The sequence below is a fragment of the Isoptericola sp. NPDC058082 genome (genome assembly GCF_042885055.1).
Classification (GTDB): Bacteria; Actinomycetota; Actinomycetes; order Actinomycetales; family Cellulomonadaceae; genus Isoptericola.
This window is the reverse complement of record NZ_JBHVSQ010000006.1, coordinates 229,700-246,222: the sequence shown is the minus strand read 5'-3', so window position 1 is coordinate 246,222 and position 16,523 is coordinate 229,700. Positions and strand designations below refer to the sequence as shown.

Genomic DNA, 16,523 nt, shown 5'->3' with positions numbered 1-16,523 from the left:
CTGCCGCATTCTTCGCGCGGACGCGTTCACGGGCGCCAGGGCGCCCTCCACTTCGGGAGGGATACGTCCGCGCGAAGAATGCGGCAGGGCGCGGCTGCTTCCGTCCGTGGCTGCCCGCGTGGAGGCCCGCGGGGTGATCCGGGCGGTGTCCACGCCGTTCGCCAGCACGTGGACCTTGGCGGGGTGCTCGCCGGCGCGGTCGGCGGCCCAGGCCGCGACGGGACCGCTGACGGCGACGACGGCCGTCGCGGCACCGACGGCCGCGCGGGCGCAGCGCTCGGCGCCGACCTCGTCGACCAGGTCGCGGTGCGTGCGCTGCTCGGCCACGAGCGGCGCGTTCACCTCCAGCACGCTGGGGACGCCGGCGTCGCGCGCCCACGCCGTCGCGGCCGTGCCCCACAGGGAGTAGCGCTCGTAGACGAGGTCGATCCCGGCCCGCTGATTCAGCCCGTCGAGTAGGTCGCCGACCTGGGCGTCCGCGTCCTGCAGCGCCCGCTCGCGCCCCGCCGTCGAGCCGGTGGGCGTCACGGGGACGCGGTGCACGACGACGTCGGCGAGGTCGGCGGGGGTGTCGTCGCCGGGGCGCGTCGTCACGACGTGCACCTCGCAACCGGCGCGCACCAGCTCGCGCAGCACGGCCTGCACGTGCACGGACGACCCCTTGCGGCCGAACACCGGCACCCCCGGGTCGGAGCTCACGTACGCGACCCTCATGCCGCCCTCCCCTCCGCGACGGTGGCCGCCGCGGTCTCCAGCACGTCCAGCAGGCGGCGGGAGGTGCCGACGACGTCGAACTCCGCCTCGATGTGGGCGCGCGCGCCGTCGGCGAGGCGGGCTGCTTCGCCCGGGTCGTCGAGCAGGGCGCCGAGCGCCGCGGCGAGCGCGGGGGCGTCGCCGGGCGGCACGAGCCGGCCGGTCGCGCCGTCGTGCACTGCCTCGGGGATGCCGGTGACCGGCGTCGAGACGACGGGGGTGCCGAGGGCCATCGCCTCCAGCAGTACGGTGGGCAGGCCGTCGCGGTTGCCGTCGGCGCCGAGCACGCACGGCGCGGCGAAGACGGCGGCACGCGCGACCACGTCGCGCACCCGGTCCTGCGGCAGCGGGCCGTGGAACGTCACGTGCTCCGCGCCGTCCCGCAGCAGGCCCAGCGCGGCGGCACGGTCGCGCAGCTCGGCCTCCTGCGGGCCGGACCCGACGAGGTCGAGGTGCACGTCACGGCCGTCCGCCACGAGGAGGGCGAGGGCGTCGAGGAGGTCGCCGAAGCCCTTCTTCTCCACGAGGCGGCCGACGGCGCACACCCGCCCGGGCCGCCGTGGCGCCGTCGCGCGGGCGTACTCGTCGAGGTCGAGCCCGTTGTACACGCGCACGACGCCGCCTGCCGCCGTCCCGTAGGTGTCGCGCAGGTGGGCGAGGTTGTGGTCGCTCACGGTGACGACGGCGCGCGCGTCGGCGAGCTTCGTCCGCAGGTCGGCGGGGTCCACCGACTCGTGGAAGATGTCCTTCGCGTGCGCGGTGAACGTGTACCCGATCCCCAGGACGGCGGCGGCGAGCCGCGCGACCGTCGTCGCGACCGACCCGAAGTGCGCGTGCAGGTGGGTGAGCCCGGCGTCGTGCGCGGCCGTCGCCACCCACAGCGCCTGGACGGCGTCCTCCGGGTCCGCGGCGAGCAGGTCTGCGAGGGTGGCGGCCGGCAGGCCGCGGAGGTCGAGCCGGGCGTGTGCCTCCGCGAGCGCCGACCAGGCGTCCGCCGCGCGGGTCGCGCGTGGCACGAAGCGCACCGGCGCGGCGACGGCCGCGAGCGCCGCGTGGAACCGCGTGTCGACGGGCGCGCGCAGGGAGAAGATCTCGATCTCCAGGCCCCGGCGCTCCAGGCCCCGCACCTCGTTGACGACGAACGTCTCCGAGAAGCGCGGGTACATCTTGGTCACGTAGCCGACTCGCGGGGCGCTCGTCGCCATCAAGGGGGTGGTGTGGGTGATGTCAGGCCGTGGCACGGTGCTCCTCCTCCTGCTGGTCCTGCGGGTGCGGGGTGGCGGCCCCCGCGCGGGCGGGGGTCGCGACGCGGTCGGCGAGCCCGACCACGAGCTCAGGGACGCGCGCCAGCCCGTCGAGGTCGACGTCGACCTCGGGCCGCCGGGGCGCGTCGTCGGCGGCGGTGCGGGCGAGCCAGGCGCCGACCCGCTCGGGGGTGATCGGGCCGACGAGGACGTCGAGCAGCCCGAGGTCGGCGAGCCGGCAGGCCCGCACGAGCTGCTCGGCGCGGGGGTGCGTGCGCGGCACGACCAGGCCGGGGCGGCCGGACGCGAGCAGCTCGCACACGGAGTTGTAGCCGCCCATGGTCACGACGGCGGCGGCGCCCTCGACGAGGGGGACGACGTCGCGGACGAACGCGTGCACCTCGAGGTCGTCGCGGCCGGAGGCGACGGCGTCCAGCCGGTCGCGGGCGGCCTCCGGCAGGTACGGCCCGGTGACGAGCACTCCCCGGTGGCCCGCGGGCAGCGGCGCGGCGGCGAACGCCTCCGCGAGGGACGCGCCGTCCTGCCCGCCGCCGACCAGGCAGAGGACGTAGGGCGCGCCCTCGCGCACCGGCTCGGCGAGGGACGCGCGACCGCGACCGAGGTATCCGGTGAACACCGTGCGGGCGGCGATGTGGTCGGGCAGCGCGTACTCGGCGAGCGGGTCGTAGACGTGCGCGTCGCCGTACACCCACACCTCGTCGAAGAACCGCTCGACGACGGACGTGCTGCGCTGCTCGTGCCACTCGCGGACGGCGACCTCGGGGGTGTCGAGCACGTCGCGCAGCCCGAGCACGCACGCGGTCCCGCCCTCGGCGCGCAGCCGCCGCAGCGCGGGCAGCAGCTCGCCGCCGACGCCGAGCGGCACCTTGTCCACCACGAGCACGTCGGGGCGGAACGCGGCCAGCGCGCCGTCGAGCACGCCCGCCCGGACGCGGACGACGTCGTCCAGCGTGCCGCCCCAGGCGCGTGGGCCGTAGCCCCGGTCCGGGTCCTTGCCGACGCGCGGCAGCGTCACGACCTCCGTGCGCTCCGGCAGCGGCAGGCTCGTCGCCTCCCGCGCGCCGGACAGGAGGAGGACGTCGACGTCCGGGTCGGCGTCCACCACCGCGCGCGCCAGCAGCGACGTGCGCCGCACGTGGCCGAGTCCCTGCGTGTCGTGGGAGTAGAACGCGACCCGGCGTCGCGCCGGGAACTCGGGTTCGACCGCTGATATCTGTCGCACCCTGGTCACCCTGCGGAGGTTGCCTGAGTCACGGATGAGGCGACCATGAGGGGGTTCTCATCCGGAAGGGCGCAGCATCTGCACAGGGCACGCCCAGGTCCGCCGCGCACCCGTCCCGCGGGTCTGGCACGCTCCCGTCGTGACCCGACGACGCATCTTCGTGCTGGTGAGCGCCCTGATCGTGGCCGCCGCGCTCGCGGCTCTCGTCGTCGTCTGGCGCCCCTGGGACCCCGTGCCGGACGAGCTGCGCGCTGCCGCCCGGCAGGCCGCAGCCCTCCCCGGCGTCGTCTCCGCGGAGGTCACCGGTTACGAGGTGGCCTTCCGCGACGCGAAGGACGGCGACGTCGCCCTCGCGACGGTCGACGTCGTGCTGGACGACGGGCTCTCCCCCGAGGCCGCGAGCGCGGCCGCCGCGCGGGCGGACGGTCTGCTCGCGGCAGCGCGGGTCGACGGAGTGCGCACGCTGTCCCGCACCACGGCGGTGCACACCGGCGACCCGCGGACGGTGCATGGCGTCGAGGTCTACCCGCTGACCGCGTGGGTGACCGAGGACGGCGACGCGTCCTCCGTCGCTGACGCCGTCGTCCTCCGTGACGCCGGCGCGACGACGGTGAGCGGCGTCAGCGCGGAGGCGGCCGACGGAGAGGGACTCGTGCGGCTGGCGGAGGAGGCCGCGGAGCACAAGATCGCCGCGTCGCTCGGCACCGCCGACGACGCCGTGCGGTACGACGCCTCCGGGCGCGTCCCCGTGGTGGCGGCCGCGCGGCTGGCCGTCGACGCGGCCGGGCGGCCGGGCGTGGCGTCGGTCGTCGTGCACGCGGGGTTCCCCCCGGGCACGACGGCGGCGGACGACACCGCGCTGACGCTCCAGGTCGGCCTCGCCGGGCCGACGTCGTCCCCCGAGGCGGACGGCGTCGCGCGCTGGCTCGACGACCCCGCCCGCGACGCCGGGGGCCGCCACCTCGCGTACACGCTCACCGAGCCGGGCTACGCCGCGCGCGTCGACGGCTGGGTCGCGGCCGCGCCGCCCCCGACGCCCGAGGAGCACACCGTGCCGCTGCCCGCGGGCGTCGGGGCGTGGCCGGCCGACGACGACGCCCCGGCCTGCGCGGGCGACGACCTCCGCCTCACCCTCGGCACGCCGGACGCCGCGGCCGGCGGCCGGTATCTCGCCGTGCTCGCCGAGAATGTGTCCGGGCGGCCGTGCGCCCTCGACGGCGTGCCGCGGCTGACCTTCCGGGACGCCGACGGCGAGCCGCAGGACGACGTCACGACCGAGCCGTCCGCGCCCGGCGTCGTCGCGGGCCGCGTCGTCGTGCCGGCGGGCGAGCGCGCGCTGGCCACCGTGCAGTGGCGGGCCATGTCGACGGCGAACGACCCGGACGTCACCACGACGGTGGACGTCGCCGCCGTCCCGGACGGAGATCCGGTCCCGCTGACCCCGACCGCCGAGCTCGACGTGCTCGACGGCGCCGAGGTACGCGTCGGCCCGTGGGCGCAGGGGGCTGAGGGCTGGTCGTGAGGCGTCACGCACCTCGACCGGTGCGAACGCACAGCTCCGTGATCTCGTGCTGGAACTGTCCCGAGTCGAGGTCGAGGTCGCTGATCCACAGCATCTTCTCGAGCCGGACGTCCGTCTCCCGCGTGATCCCGAGCGAACGGACGCGGACCGGCGCGTGCTCGATCCCCGTGCGCATGCCCGCCGGACCGCCACGATTCGCGTCCGCTTCCAGCCGCCCCCAGGGACCCACAACCCACATCGCCACCTCACGGCCGGGCGGGATCTCGACCGTCTCGGTCGTGCCGGGCGGTGGGCCGTCCGACGGGTCGAACGCGAAGTCGTCCCGCGGGTCGGCGGCGACCGCGCCGAACCGGAAGACGTCGGGCAGCAGGCTCGTCACGGTGATCGGCCAGCGGGCGTCGTTGCGGACGGTCTGCACGACGGCGACGTCCTGGTCCGCGGCGAAGAGCGCCCAGAAGCCCTCATCCGGGTACGTGCACTCGTCCCTGTAGCCGGCGCCCGACGAAGACATCGACCCGAGCTCGACGTCGGCGCTCGCCGCCAGCGCCCACCAGCAGGCCCCGCCCGTCACCAGCAGGCCCACCATCCCCGCGAGCCAGAGGGTCCGCCGGCGAACCCGAAGCCGGACGTCCAGCATGTCGTTGCGCACGCCGGGAGCGTAGACCTTCGCGCACGGCGAGTGTCTCTGCTGGTCAGGGTTCCGCGGGGTGAGTCCTGACCAGCAGAGACGCTCACGGTGCAGACCGTCGCCGTCAGCCGAAGGTGAAGGTGTAGACGGACACGCCGTCGGGGACGTCGAGCTCGACGACCCCTGCGGTCGGTCCGTCGCCGCGCAGCACGTCGTACAGGGTGGGGTTGCCGGCCACGTCGATCTCGCGCTCGGCGCGCACGTTGCCGTCGTCGGCGAGCACGCGGGCGGTGACCGTCCCCTCGCCGCCGAGCACGGTGAACACGTCGGTCGAGCGGTACGCGAGCCGCAGGGTCGCATCGTCGGAGGCGGCCGTCGCGCCCTGGAAGTCGACGTCCCACGTGCCGCCGAGGGAGAAGGTGTCGCGGGCCTGGTCGTCCGGGTGGGAGTACGCCTCCCGGCCGGAGCCGTACTCGGGCGAGCCCGAGTAGTTGAACACCTTGTTGAGGGCGAGGTAGGTCTCGGGCGTCGTCTCCTCGCCGGGCGTCGTGTCCGCGACGTCGGTGGCGGGCGGCAGCTCGACGTCCGGGTCGGCGGCGCGCAGTAGGTCGCGGACGTGCTGCTCGGTGACGCCGTAGTCGCCCTCGCCGTGCTTGATGTACCGGACAGTCCCCTCGGCGTCGATCAGGTACTCGGCGGGCCAGTAGCGGTTCCGGTACGTCGTCCAGGTCGAGTACGAGTTGTCCTTCGCGATCGGGTACTCGACGCCGAGGTCTCGGGCGCCGGCGACGACGTTGCGCGTCTCGCGCTCGAAGGCGAACTCCGGCGTGTGCACGCCGATCACCTCGAGGCCGGCGTCCCGGTACGCGTCGTACCAGGCGCTCACGTGCGGGATGGCGCGCTGGCAGTTGATGCAGGAGTACGTCCAGAAGTCGATGAGCACGACCTTGCCGCGCAGGTCGGCCAGGTCCAGCGCCGCACCGTCCGGGGTGTTGAGCCACCGGGTGATGCCGGTGAGCGGCGGCGCGATGCCGCAGTCGGCCAGCTCCGCCGACCCGTTGGCACAGTTCGAGAGCTCGCGGTTGGCGTCCGTGACGATCCCGCCCAGGTCCAGCGCGTCCTGCACGGAGGCGTTCTCGTCCACCTGCTGCTGCAGCGCCCCGGTGTAGTCCGGCAGCGCGCGCTGCAGCTGCTGGGGCAGGTTCAGCGCGAGCGCCCCCGCGAGCAGGAGGACGACGACGCCGCCCGTGACCCGGATGCCGCGCTGGTGGCGGCGGAACGCCGAGACCCGTTCCGCGACGCGCCGTCCGGCGAGCGCGAAGACCAGCAGCGGCACCGCCGCGCCGACGGCGAACGACACCGTGAGGGCCACCGTCCCCGGCCCGATGTCTCCCGTCGCGCCCGCGACCGTGATCGCCGCGAGGACCGGGCCCGCACACGGCACGTAGAGCACCCCCAGCCCGAGGCCGAGCACGAACGCGCCCCGGTCCTGTCCGGCCGCGCGGCGCGACCCGAGCGACGCGAGCCGCAGGAAGGGCCGCTCCAGCACCTCCTCGAACCGCGGCACGATCATCCCCACCCCGAGGGCCGCGAGCAGCACGATGCCCACCCAGCGCAGGAGGTCCTGCGGCAGCCCGAGCGCGCCGAGGACCAGCGAGCCCAGCAGCGTCATCGTGCTGAAGCTCAGCACCAGCCCGGCGATCACGAGGTAGGGCCGCCACGACCGCGCACGGCGCCGGGCGGGCCGGTCCGCCAGTCCGACGGCGGGGGCTCCCTCGCCCGCCGGCGCGACGCCGGTCTCGACCTGCCCGCCCGCGCCCGTGCGCACCGCCGTCGGCACGTCGAAGCGCAGCGCCGGCTCGCGGGCGCCCTGCACCCCGCCGGCGAAGAAGATCACCGGGAGCATGGGCAGGATGCACGGCGAGATGCCGGTGATGAGGCCACCGAGCAGGCCGATCAGGACCAGGGTCTCCATGCCCGTCGTTCGGAACGGAGGGGCCGGCGGATGGGATCGCCGACGACACCCATCCGGTGGGCCGCCCACTCCGAACCCCGGACGAGCGCCCCGGGACCGGAGGGGCGACGACGCAAGGAGAGAGAACGATGAACGTCCGCACTCGTACCCGCACCGCCGCCGCCGGCTTCGCCACCCTGGCCCTGCTCGGGCTCGCGGCCTGTTCGTCCGACTCCGGCGCCGACGCCGGGTCCGGCTCCGAGGAGACGATGACGGAGGAGTCGCCGATGGCCTCCGAGGAGCCGACGGAGGCCATGAGCGACGACATGTCCGCCGACCCGGCGGCGAACCTCGTCGGCCCGGGCTGCGACGCCTACGCCGAGCAGGTGCCCGACGGCGCCGGCTCCATCACGGGCATGTCGACCGACCCGGTCGCCGTGGCCGCGTCCAACAACCCGATGCTGAAGACCCTCACGCAGGCCGTCAGCGGCGAGCTCAACCCCGACGTCGACCTGGTCGACACGCTCAACGGCGGCGAGTTCACCGTGTTCGCGCCGGTCGACGACGCGTTCGGGAAGGTGGACCAGGAGACCCTCGACACCCTCTCCACCGACGCCGACCTCCTGACCACGGTGCTCACCTACCACGTGGTGCCCGGCCAGATCCTGCCCGAGGACATCGTCGGGGAGCACGAGACCGTCCAGGGCGACACCCTCGAGGTCACCGGCTCCGGCGACGAGCTCAAGGTCAACGACGCCAACGTCGTCTGCGGCGGCGTCATGACGCAGAACGCCACCGTCTACCTCGTCGACTCGGTGCTGATGCCGCCGATGTGACGCCGCGCCGGGGACACCGGTCGTCCGTCACGAGGCTCGCAGGGCCGCCGCACGCAGGGGGTGCGGCGGCCCTTCGGCGTGCATGGAACGGGGTGCGGAGACAGACGTGCGGGGACCTCGTGCGGACCGGTGTCCGCGGGTCAGGACTCGATCGCCAGCACGGGGTCGGTGGTCGGCTGCGCCGAGCCGCCCGCCGGCTCCAGCGTCACGGCGACCACGTGCCCGGCGCCGCCCTCGACGAGCGCGCGCGACACGCCGCCGGAGGCCGTCGGCATCAGGCCCGCGGACACGGGCGTGTCGTCGGCGACGATCCACAGCTGCCAGTCGTGACCTTCGCCCGGGGCGGGCATGCCCTCGGCGGAGACCAGGACGTCGCCGCCCGAGACCAGGGCGGTGGCCTCGCCGCCGCCCTCCACGGGCGCCGTGACGAGGCGCGCCTCCGGGTCGGCGAGCATCTGCGCGACCCGGTCGGCCTGCGCCTCCAGCCGGACAGCCTCGCGGTGCTCCTGGACGGCGATCGTGGTCGGCACGGCGACCGCGACCACCGCGGCCGCCGCGGCGGCGACCAGGCCCCAGCGGCGGCGCGGCCGGACGGCGGGCGTCGCCGGCGCGTCGGGGGCCGCGCCACGTGCCGCGGCCTGCGGCATGCCGGCCACCCGGGCGAGCACGGCGTCGCGCACGTGCGCGGGCGGCTCGTGCTCCACCGCGAACGCGGCGACGACGTCCTGGTACTCGTCGAGGGCACGCCGCGCGTCGGGCTCGGACTCCAGCAGCCGCTCGACGGCGCGGCGCTCGAGGTCGTCCACGGCGTCGAGGGCGTACGCGGGGAGCAGGTCCCAGGCGTCTCGCGTGGCGTCGTCGTCAGCCACGGGCCACCCCCAGGCAGTCGCGCAGGCGGCCGAGGCCGTCGCGGATCCGGCTCTTGACGGTGGGCAGCGCGGCGCCGAGCCGCTCCGCGACCTCCCGGTACGTGCGGCCCCCGTAGTAGGCCTCGACGACCGCCTCCCGCTGGGTCGCGGTCAGCGAGTCGAGGCAGCGGCGCACGGCCGCCCCCTCGAGCCGTCGCTCGACGTCCTCGATCACGACGTCGCGGGGGGCGCCGGCGACGGACGCGTCGACGTCCCGCTGGTCGCGGTCGCGTCGCGCCTGCTCGGCGCGCACCCGGTCGACGGCGCGCCGCCGGGCGAGCGTCGCGACCCAGGTGCGCGCGGAGGCGCGCGCCGGGTCGAACCTGGCTGCGGTCTGCCACACCTCCACCATCACCTCCTGGGTCACCTCGGCGGCGTGGTCGGGGTCGCGCAGCACGCCGAGCGCCGTCCCGTGCGCGACGGGGGCGAGCGCGTCGTAGACCGGACCGAACGTGGCCGGGTCCGCGCCGACGCACGCCACCAGGGCGGCGTCGGCCGACCTCGGAGGCGTCGTGGCTGGCGGCACCTGGCCAGTCTGCCGCACCGGCCCGGCCGGATCGATCGCCATCCGCTCCCCGCGTGTCCGGTCCCGGACCGTCCGGGACACCTCAGGTTCGACGCCGGCGGCCCCGTGGATGGGTCGGTGCCGTGTGCCGCGCGTCACGCCGCACGCACGACGGCCCGATCAGGCCTCGCGGCGCGCGCGGACGGCGGCGGCCAGCGTGCCGAGCAGGTCCGCCGTGGTGTCCCAGTCGAGGCAGGAGTCGGTGACGGACTGGCCGTAGACGAGCCCGTCGAGCGGCCCCGGCTTCTGCGCGCCCGCCACGAGGAAGCTCTCCATCATGAGGCCGGTGACGTCCCGCTCGCCGTCGGCGACGCGCGCCGCGAGCTCGCGCACCACCTCGGCCTGCCGCACGTGGTCCTTGCCCGAGTTGCCGTGCGACGCGTCCACCACGACGCCCGCCTCCACGGCCCCGCCGAGGCCGGACGTGCGCGCCACCGCCAGCGCGTCCGCCACGTCCTTCTCCGAGTAGTTCGGGCCGCCGCGCCCGCCGCGCAGGATGACGTGGCAGTCCGGGTTGCCGGTCGTCTCGACGGCGGCCGCCCGCCCCTCGGCGTCCGCCCCGAAGAAGGTGTGCTCGCTCGCCGCCGTGATGCAGCCGTCGACGGCGATCTGCACGTCGCCGTCCGTCGCGTTCTTGAAGCCGACCGGCATCGACAGCCCCGACGCCAGCTGCCGGTGCACCTGCGACTCCGCGTTGCGCGCGCCGATCGCGCCCCAGGTCACGGCGTCGGCGATGTACTGCGGGCTGGTGGGCTCCAGGAACTCGCACGCGGCGGGCACGCCTGCGTCGAGCACGCCCAGCAGCACCTCGCGCGCCAGGCGCAGGCCGTGGTGCACGTCGTGGGAGCCGTCCAGGTGCGGGTCGTTGATGAGGCCCTTCCAGCCGACCGTGGTGCGCGGCTTCTCGAAGTACACCCGCATCACGACGACCAGGTCGTCGGACAGCTCACGCGCCACCGGCGCCAGGCGGCGGGCGTAGTCGAGGGCGGCCGCCGGGTCGTGCACGGAGCACGGGCCGACGATGACGAGGAGCCGGTCGTCCTCGCCGCGGAGGACGTCGCGCACCTCGCGGCGGGACGTCGTCACGAGGTCGCTGCGCGGGGTGCCGAGCGGCAGCTCCGACCGCATGACGCCGGGCGCGGGCAGCGGGTCGAGCGCGCGGACCCGCAGGTCGGAGGTCTCTGCCATCAGGTCAGTATGCGGCCGGGCGGGTTCGGACGGCGCGGTGCGGTCGGTGGCGGCGGGGGTGGTGCTGGTGGCGGTGCTCATGGTGGGGCTCCTGGAGGGTGTCGGCGGCAGGGCGGTCGGGGGGTGGAGGCTCGGCGTCGTCGTCGCGGCGTCTTCTCGAACCGTGGTCCATGCCCGACCGGAGCGGCCCGTCTGACGACGAAGGGCCCCGGACGCACGATGCGTCCCAGGCCCTGTGCTGGCTCCGGAGTAGTCGTCGGTCAGGCGTCAGCCCGCCGAGCTCCTACCGGAGCCGGCGTAAAGCGCCAATACCAACGGGTGTCCACGACGAGGACGGTACGTCGCCGCCCCCGCCTCCGTCCACTCGCGTCCACCATCCGGTCCGGCGGCCCGGTCCGGCAGCCCGGTCCGGCAGCCCGGTCCGGCAGCCCGGTCCGGCGACACCGGGCGGACCCTCGTAGTGTCGACGCATGCCGGTGCCCGACTTCGTCTCCGCCCTGCGCTCCCACGTCGGCCACGACCTGCTGTGGCTGCCCGGGGTGTCCGCCGTCGTGCTCGACGACGACGGCCGGCTGCTGCTCGGCCGCCGCGCCGACAACGGCCTGTGGGCGGTGGTGTCCGGGATCCTCGAGCCGGGCGAGGACCCGGCCGTCGGCCTGGCCCGCGAGGTGCTCGAGGAGACGGGCGTCGACGTCGTCGTCGACGCGCTCGTGGCGGTCACCGTCACCCCGCCGGTCGAGTACCCGAACGGCGACCGGTCGCAGTACCTCGACCTGTGCTTCCTGTGCCGGGCGGCGAGCCCTGCCGCCGCCGCGCGGGCGCACGTCGCCGACGACGAGTCCACCGATGTCGCGTGGTTCGCGCCCGACGACGTCCCGGCGGACCTCGCGCCGTCGTCCGCGGAGCGGCTGGGACACGCCCTCGGCTGGCTCGCCGCCGGCTCCGGGGCCCCGTACTTCGTGCGCTGACCGTCCGCCCGCCCCGAGAGGAAGGCGCCCGTGCCGACCCCCGCCACCCCCTCCACCCCCGAGGAGCTGTTCGCGCACTCCCCCGCGGGCCTGGCGATCTGCCGGGCGTTCGCGGACCTCGTCGCGGACGTGACGGGCGACGACGTCACGACGCGCACCACGAGGACGCAGGTCGCGTTCCGCCGCCGGCGCGGGTTCGCGTTCGTCTGGCCGCCGTGGGTGGGGGTCCGCGACCACGTCGACGCGCCCGCCGTCGTCACGTTCGTCCTCCCGCGCGAGGACCGCTCCCCGCGCGTGACGCAGGTGGTGCACCCGACGTCGAGGGCGTGGACGCACCACGTCGAGGTCCACGACGCGGCCGAGCTGGACGACGAGGTCGCCGCCTGGGTGCGCGAGGCGTACGACGCCGCGGGCTGAGCACGTCCGTCCCGGTCCGCGACACGTGCCCCCGTTCGTCTCGCGGGTGAAACGTGGAAGTGGTTATGTGTGCCCCGCCACAGTTTGCTCGGGCGCACCGACGCGCCCCCGCACGACGGTGCCCGGCCCCCACGGCCGGGTCGCTCCGACACCCCTGGAGGAAAAACCGTGAGAGCACGCACCACGAGCGCGTTCGGCGCAGCGGGAGCCCTGCTGACCGCCGCCGTCCTCGTTCCCGGCATCGCGGCGTCGGCGTCCTCGGCGCCCGCGCCCGACGCCCCACCGTCCGACCCCGCGGCGCACGTCAAGGAGGACGACCGTCCCGACCCGCTGGCGGAGAAGCGCACCGCGCTCAAGCAGGAGGCCGTCGACCGCGTCGCCATGGGTGACGCCACCGTGCAGACGCTGGGCAAGGGCGCCCACACGTCGAAGTCGGTGAAGGTCGGCAAGAACCAGTGGGTCGAGTACGAGACCGAGCAGACGGCGCAGCTGCTCACGTTCCTGGTCGACTTCGGCGACCAGGCCGACCCGCGCTTCCCCGACGCCCCGCAGACCGGGCCGGAGCACAACGAGATCCCGGAGCCCACGCGCAGCGACAACTCCACCTACTGGGAGGAGAACTTCTCCCAGGAGCACTACAAGGAGATGTTCTTCACCGGGCTGGAGGACCAGAACGGCGAGTCGTTCGCCGGCGTCTACGACGAGATGTCGTCGGGCCGGTTCGACCTGCAGGGCGACGTGTCCGACTGGGTGACCGTGCCGTACAACTCGGCGTCGTACGGGCAGACCGAGTCGAACACGGACATGACGCGGTTCGTGCAGGACTCGGCCGACGCCTGGTACGCGGACCAGGTCGCGCAGGGCAGGACGGCCGAGGAGATCGACGAGTACCTGCAGTCGTTCGACGTCTGGGACCGCTACGACATCGACGGCGACGGGATCTTCGACGAGCCGGACGGCTACATCGACCACTTCCAGGCCATCCACGCGGGCGAGGGCGAGGAGGCCGGTGCCCCGGAGTCGGCCATCTGGTCGCACCGGTGGGCGGTCAACCCGCTGGGCACCAACGGCCCGGCCGGGTTCCCGAAGGTCGGCGGCATCAAGATCGGCGACTCCGACATCTGGATCCGTGACTACACGACGGAGCCGGAGAACGGCGGGCTCGGCGTCTTCGCGCACGAGTTCGGCCACGACCTCGGTCTGCCCGACTACTACGACACCGAGGGCGGCGAGAACGGCACCGGCTTCTGGAACCTCATGAGCTCGGGCTCCTGGCTGGGCCACGGCGACGGCACCATCGGCACCACGCCGAACCACATGGGCGCCACGGAGAAGATGTTCCTCGGCTGGCTCGACTACACCACCGTCGACCAGGGCGAGCGCGCCACCGTCAAGCTCGGCCCGTCGTACCACGCGACGACGAAGCCGCAGGCGGTCGTGGTGAACCTGCCGGACGGCGTCAAGGACGTCGACCTCGGCGTCGACCCGTACGACGGGCAGTTCGCCTACTCCGGCACCGGCAGCAACGCGAACTACACGCTCACGTCGCCGTCGTTCACCGTGCCCGACGGGGCGTCCCTCACCGCCAAGGTGCAGTACGCCATCGAACCGGGCTACGACCACGCGTTCGCGGAGGTCTCGACCGACGGCGGCTCCAGCTGGACCCCGCTGGCGACCAACCTCTCCGACGAGGACGCGAACGGCGGCATCTCGGGCGACTCGGGCAAGAAGTGGGTGGACCTCACCGCCGACCTCGCCGACTACGCCGGCCAGGACGCGCAGATCCGCTTCCGCTACCAGAGCGACGGCGGCCTCAACCTGCTGGGCCTCACGGTCGACGACGTGGCCGTGGGCGACGCGCTGACCGAGGACTTCGCCGACGGGTTCGCGGACTGGACGAACGACGGCTTCCACGTCATCGGGGCGGACGGCACGTACGAGGTCGAGTACTCGCACTACTACGTGGCGGAGAACCGGCAGTACGCCGGCTACGACTCGACCCTGAAGACCGGGCCGTACAACTTCGGCTGGACCTCGTCGAAGCCGAACACCGTGGAGCACTACCCGTACCAGGACGGCCTGCTGGTCTGGTACGCGAACAGCTTCTACGGCGACAACAACACGTCGCAGCACCCGGGCGGCGGGCAGGCCCTGCCGGTCGACGCGAACGCGCAGGCGCTGCGGTGGTCGGACGGCACGGTCGCCCGCAACCGCATCCAGGCGTTCGACGCGACGTTCGGCCTCGGCAAGTCCGACGCGTTCACCCTGCACCGGGAGACCGCGGCGGGTCTGACGACGCTGCGCACCTGGTCGAACAAGGCGGACAGCGTCTTCGACGACACCGACCCGAACGCCTACTACGACGCGACGAACCCCGGCGGGTCGGTCGTCGTCGGCGGCACGGGCACGAAGATCAAGGTCAAGGCCGTCAACGGCAAGAACGGCGTGATGACGGTGGACGTCACCACGCCGCGCAAGAAGGGCTGACCCTCACCACCCCGCAGACCTGTCAGGGCCACGTGCACCGCACCGTGCACGTGGCCCTGACAGGTCTCAGCGGGCGTAGCGGGCCACGAAGTTCGGCAGGATCTTCATCGGCTCGGTGACCTGGTGCTCGCGGGAGCGCGCGACGATGCGGTCGCCCTCCTCGGGCGGGAAGTACCCGTACGTGCGATACACCTCGACCCGCTGCTCGATGCCGGCCAGGTCCAGCTCGGGGTGGAACTGCGTGGCGTACAGGTTCCGGCGCACGCGGAACATCTGGACCGGAGCGTCGGCGGAGCGGGCGAGCAGGGTGGCCGACGACGGCAGCTCGCGCACCGCCTCCTTGTGGCCGAGGTACGCGGTGAAGCGGGCGGGCACCCCCGCGAGCAGCGGGTCCTCCAGCCCCTCGGGGGTCAGCTCGATCTCGGCCGGGCCGACCGGCTCGGCGTAGGTGCGGTCGACGACGCCGCCCTGGTGGGTGCCGAGCGTCCCGACGCCGTAGCAGGCGCCGAGGAACGGGAAGTCGCGCTCCACGAGCACGTCGAGCAGGGCGGCCATCTCCCGCTCGACGCGACGCTGGACGTCGGACTTCTGGGGCTCGGGGTCGGAGGAGTTGAACGGCCCACCGCCGACGATCACCCCGGAGAGCGCGTCGAGGTCGACGTGGGGCAGCGGCTCCCGCTCGAGACGCACGCGCCGCAGGGACGCGGGCGTCAGCCCGGAGTAGCGCAGCACGGCCTCGTACTCGCCGTCGGCCGCGGCGTCCTCCGCGCGCGTGCCGAGGAAGAGGAACGGCCTCACGGTCGCAGGCTAGACGCCCCGGCGGACGCACGCCGGTCGTCCGTGACGACGGGACGCCGCGCCCAGAACGACGCGAGCGCGGAGCCCGAGACGTTGTGCCACACCGAGAACAGCGCGGCGGGCAGGGCCGCCGCCGGCGTGAAGTACGTGGTGGCGAGGCTGGCCGCGAGGCCGGAGTTCTGCATCCCCACCTCGACGCTCACCGCGCGGCGCGCGGCCTCGTCGAGCCGGGCCAGGCTCGCGGCGCCGTAGCCGAGCAGCAGCCCCAGGCCGTTGTGCAGGATGACGGCGAGCGCCACGAGGATCCCCGTGCTGAGCACGGCGTCGGCGTTCGCGGCGACGATCCCGGCCACCACGATCACGATCCCGAGGACGGAGACCAGCGGCAGGTAGGGCAGCAGGTACCGCTCCACGATCCCGCCGGCGAACGTCCGCACCAGCAGGCCCGCCAGCACGGGGAACAGCACGATCTGCACGATGGACGTGACGAGCGCGCCGTAGGTGACGTCGAGCTGCGACCCGGCGAGCCACAGCACGAGGGCGGGGGTGAGCACGGGCGCCAGCAGCGTGGACACCGAGGTCAGCGTGACCGACAGGGCCGTGTCGCCCTTCGCCAGGTAGACGATGACGTTGGACGCCGTGCCGCCGGGGGCGGCGCCGACGAGGATCATGCCGATCATCGCCTCGCCCTCGAGACCGCACAGGTGCCCGATCCCCCACGCCAGCGTCGGCATGATCGTGAACTGGGCGACCACGCCGAGCAGCACCGCCCAGGGCCGCCGCACGACGAGCCCGAAGTCGGAGCCCCGCAGGGTGAGCCCCATCCCGAACATGATGATCCCGAGGAACAGCGGGGTCTGTGCCGCGATCGGCGACAGGGCGTCCGGTGCAAGCAGCCCCGCCACCCCGCCCAGCACCACGAGCACCGCGAACCACTTGCCGGCCAGCTCCGCCACTCTGCGCATGGGCCGGGACTCTACCGTCGGTCCGGGCAACCGTGCGTGCGGCGGAG

Annotated in this window: 15 protein-coding genes; 5 read left to right on the top strand and 10 right to left on the bottom strand. The window is 74.4% G+C overall.

Translation table 11 applies throughout. The features are described from left to right. The 3 genes from ACFVS0_RS11270 to ACFVS0_RS11260 all read right to left on the bottom strand — a co-directional run. The coding region (locus ACFVS0_RS11270) for a glycosyltransferase family 4 protein (RefSeq protein WP_430588012.1) at nucleotides 1–714 on the bottom strand (714 nt) is incomplete at its 3' end. Further along, entirely contained in the window at nucleotides 711–1,958 is a 1,248-nt protein-coding gene (locus ACFVS0_RS11265) for a glycosyltransferase family 4 protein (protein WP_430588011.1), read from the bottom strand. The genes ACFVS0_RS11270 and ACFVS0_RS11265, both read right to left, overlap by 4 nt. A gap of 22 nt (nucleotides 1,959–1,980) precedes the next feature. Then, nucleotides 1,981–3,240, bottom strand: coding sequence for a glycosyltransferase family protein (locus ACFVS0_RS11260; protein WP_430588010.1), 1,260 nt, complete (start codon nucleotides 3,238–3,240; stop codon nucleotides 1,981–1,983). 139 nt (nucleotides 3,241–3,379) lie between these two features. On the opposite strand from ACFVS0_RS11260, the gene ACFVS0_RS11255 reads away from it, so the two are divergent. Next, nucleotides 3,380–4,762: a DUF4232 domain-containing protein gene (locus ACFVS0_RS11255; protein WP_430588009.1), complete on the top strand. Its 1,383-nt coding sequence runs from the start codon at nucleotides 3,380–3,382 to the stop codon at nucleotides 4,760–4,762. 4 nt (nucleotides 4,763–4,766) lie between these two features. On the opposite strand, the gene ACFVS0_RS11250 is transcribed toward ACFVS0_RS11255, so the two are convergent. Together ACFVS0_RS11250 and ACFVS0_RS11245 are read right to left on the bottom strand one after the other, a co-directional pair. Continuing rightward, on the bottom strand, nucleotides 4,767–5,411 hold the full coding sequence (locus ACFVS0_RS11250; protein WP_430588008.1) for a hypothetical protein: 645 nt from the start codon (nucleotides 5,409–5,411) through the stop codon (nucleotides 4,767–4,769). A 103-nt stretch (nucleotides 5,412–5,514) separates the two neighbouring features. Further along, nucleotides 5,515–7,365, bottom strand: coding sequence for a cytochrome c biogenesis protein DipZ (locus ACFVS0_RS11245; RefSeq protein WP_430588007.1), 1,851 nt, complete (start codon nucleotides 7,363–7,365; stop codon nucleotides 5,515–5,517). Between the two features lie 128 nt (nucleotides 7,366–7,493). On the opposite strand from ACFVS0_RS11245, the gene ACFVS0_RS11240 reads away from it, so the two are divergent. Further along, nucleotides 7,494–8,180: a fasciclin domain-containing protein gene (locus tag ACFVS0_RS11240; protein WP_430588006.1), complete on the top strand. Its 687-nt coding sequence runs from the start codon at nucleotides 7,494–7,496 to the stop codon at nucleotides 8,178–8,180. A 140-nt stretch (nucleotides 8,181–8,320) separates the two neighbouring features. On the opposite strand, the gene ACFVS0_RS11235 is transcribed toward ACFVS0_RS11240, so the two are convergent. The 3 genes from ACFVS0_RS11235 to ACFVS0_RS11225 all read right to left on the bottom strand — a co-directional run bounded on the left by ACFVS0_RS11235 (nucleotide 8,321) and on the right by ACFVS0_RS11225 (nucleotide 10,922). Then, nucleotides 8,321–9,049: an anti-sigma factor domain-containing protein gene (locus tag ACFVS0_RS11235; protein ID WP_430588005.1), complete on the bottom strand. Its 729-nt coding sequence runs from the start codon at nucleotides 9,047–9,049 to the stop codon at nucleotides 8,321–8,323. Further along, nucleotides 9,042–9,614, bottom strand: a complete 573-nt coding sequence (locus ACFVS0_RS11230) for a sigma-70 family RNA polymerase sigma factor (RefSeq protein ID WP_430551280.1) — start codon at nucleotides 9,612–9,614, stop codon at nucleotides 9,042–9,044. The genes ACFVS0_RS11235 and ACFVS0_RS11230 overlap by 8 nt, the downstream gene beginning before the upstream one ends. A gap of 159 nt (nucleotides 9,615–9,773) precedes the next feature. Beyond that, nucleotides 9,774–10,922 (bottom strand): 3-deoxy-7-phosphoheptulonate synthase, encoded by a 1,149-nt coding sequence (locus ACFVS0_RS11225; RefSeq protein ID WP_430588004.1) that lies wholly within the window; start codon nucleotides 10,920–10,922, stop codon nucleotides 9,774–9,776. Between the two features lie 389 nt (nucleotides 10,923–11,311). Between ACFVS0_RS11225 and ACFVS0_RS11220 the strand changes: the two genes are divergently transcribed. From ACFVS0_RS11220 to ACFVS0_RS11210, 3 genes are all read left to right on the top strand, one after another. Continuing rightward, a complete protein-coding gene (locus tag ACFVS0_RS11220; RefSeq protein WP_430551282.1) occupies nucleotides 11,312–11,809 on the top strand; it encodes an NUDIX domain-containing protein in 498 nt (165 codons plus the stop codon). A gap of 30 nt (nucleotides 11,810–11,839) precedes the next feature. Continuing rightward, nucleotides 11,840–12,226 (top strand): DUF5655 domain-containing protein, encoded by a 387-nt coding sequence (locus ACFVS0_RS11215; RefSeq protein WP_430551283.1) that lies wholly within the window; start codon nucleotides 11,840–11,842, stop codon nucleotides 12,224–12,226. 168 nt (nucleotides 12,227–12,394) lie between these two features. Then, nucleotides 12,395–14,713 (top strand): immune inhibitor A domain-containing protein, encoded by a 2,319-nt coding sequence (locus ACFVS0_RS11210; RefSeq protein WP_430588003.1) that lies wholly within the window; start codon nucleotides 12,395–12,397, stop codon nucleotides 14,711–14,713. 66 nt (nucleotides 14,714–14,779) lie between these two features. Here the strand turns inward: ACFVS0_RS11210 and ACFVS0_RS11205 are convergent, their stop codons facing one another. Next, nucleotides 14,780–15,511, bottom strand: a complete 732-nt coding sequence (locus ACFVS0_RS11205; RefSeq protein ID WP_430588002.1) for a glutamine amidotransferase — start codon at nucleotides 15,509–15,511, stop codon at nucleotides 14,780–14,782. Beyond that, complete coding sequence (locus tag ACFVS0_RS11200; protein ID WP_430551286.1) at nucleotides 15,508–16,476, bottom strand: bile acid:sodium symporter family protein; 969 nt, start codon at nucleotides 16,474–16,476, stop codon at nucleotides 15,508–15,510. Before ACFVS0_RS11200 ends, ACFVS0_RS11205 begins: the two co-directional genes overlap by 4 nt. Between the last annotated feature and the right edge of the window lie 47 nt (nucleotides 16,477–16,523).

Coding starts and splice junctions, on each gene's coding strand:
- ACFVS0_RS11265 (WP_430588011.1), bottom strand. CDS start 1,958: ATGGCGACGAGCGCCCCGCGAGTCGGCTACGTGACCAAGATGTACCCG.
- ACFVS0_RS11245 (WP_430588007.1), bottom strand. CDS start 7,365: ATGGAGACCCTGGTCCTGATCGGCCTGCTCGGTGGCCTCATCACCGGC.
- ACFVS0_RS11240 (WP_430588006.1), top strand. CDS start 7,494: ATGAACGTCCGCACTCGTACCCGCACCGCCGCCGCCGGCTTCGCCACC.
- ACFVS0_RS11225 (WP_430588004.1), bottom strand. CDS start 10,922: ATGAGCACCGCCACCAGCACCACCCCCGCCGCCACCGACCGCACCGCG.
- ACFVS0_RS11220 (WP_430551282.1), top strand. CDS start 11,312: ATGCCGGTGCCCGACTTCGTCTCCGCCCTGCGCTCCCACGTCGGCCAC.
- ACFVS0_RS11200 (WP_430551286.1), bottom strand. CDS start 16,476: ATGCGCAGAGTGGCGGAGCTGGCCGGCAAGTGGTTCGCGGTGCTCGTG.